This is a genomic window from Ruminococcus sp. CAG:379, from assembly GCF_000434255.1.
GTDB lineage: Bacteria > Bacillota > Clostridia > Oscillospirales > Ruminococcaceae > Ruminococcus_F > Ruminococcus_F champanellensis.
In genome coordinates, this window is record NZ_FR894837.1 from 1 (window position 1) to 519 (window position 519).

Sequence of the window (519 nt, forward strand, 5' to 3'; positions counted from 1 at the left end):
TCTATTTTATCGGGAAGGGGGCAAGAGGGCACTCGCATCTGCACCCTTATCCGTCGCAGAAAAGAGAAAATTCTTACGGTCGATCACAAAAGGCTTCACGGTGCGTTCTCCAAGATTATTTGTCATTTCCACTTCGGGATGATCTAAAAAACAGAAGGAGCTTGTCTTTCTGATTCAGGACATAGGTGACCGCCGCGCCAAGGTGCGAACCTTTGCTCGGTCTGAGTATTCCGATGAAGTTGTAGAATTCTTCTATGATCGGTCTTACCTCTTTCTGCCGCATCTCCAATATCTTTTCCGGCGGGACGTTTGCTTTTCTTGCTTCACGCTCCAAGGCAAATGCTCTGTCGATGATCTCGACAGCTTTTGCCGCTTTGCTGTTCTTATCATTTTCAGGTATGCTGTCCACAAACTTGCGGCGAGCGTGCGACCAGCAGCCTGCGTGCAGATAGTCTCCCGAACCATATTCCAAATCAACCTAATTGTTCTACAAATCTTGCAAATGCTTCTTTTCCTTGT

At 47.0% G+C, this 519-nt stretch carries 2 protein-coding genes; both read right to left on the reverse strand.

From position 1 onward, the window contains the following. Nucleotides 1-6 precede the first annotated feature (6 nt). Entirely contained in the window at nt 7-126 is a 120-nt protein-coding gene (locus tag QVO51_RS10830) for an IS66 family transposase (RefSeq protein ID WP_369677878.1), read from the reverse strand. Then, nucleotides 116-472, reverse strand: coding sequence for an IS66 family transposase (locus tag QVO51_RS02485; RefSeq protein ID WP_288167778.1), 357 nt, complete (start codon nt 470-472; stop codon nt 116-118). Before QVO51_RS02485 ends, QVO51_RS10830 begins: the two co-directional genes overlap by 11 nt. Nucleotides 473-519 lie beyond the last annotated feature (47 nt).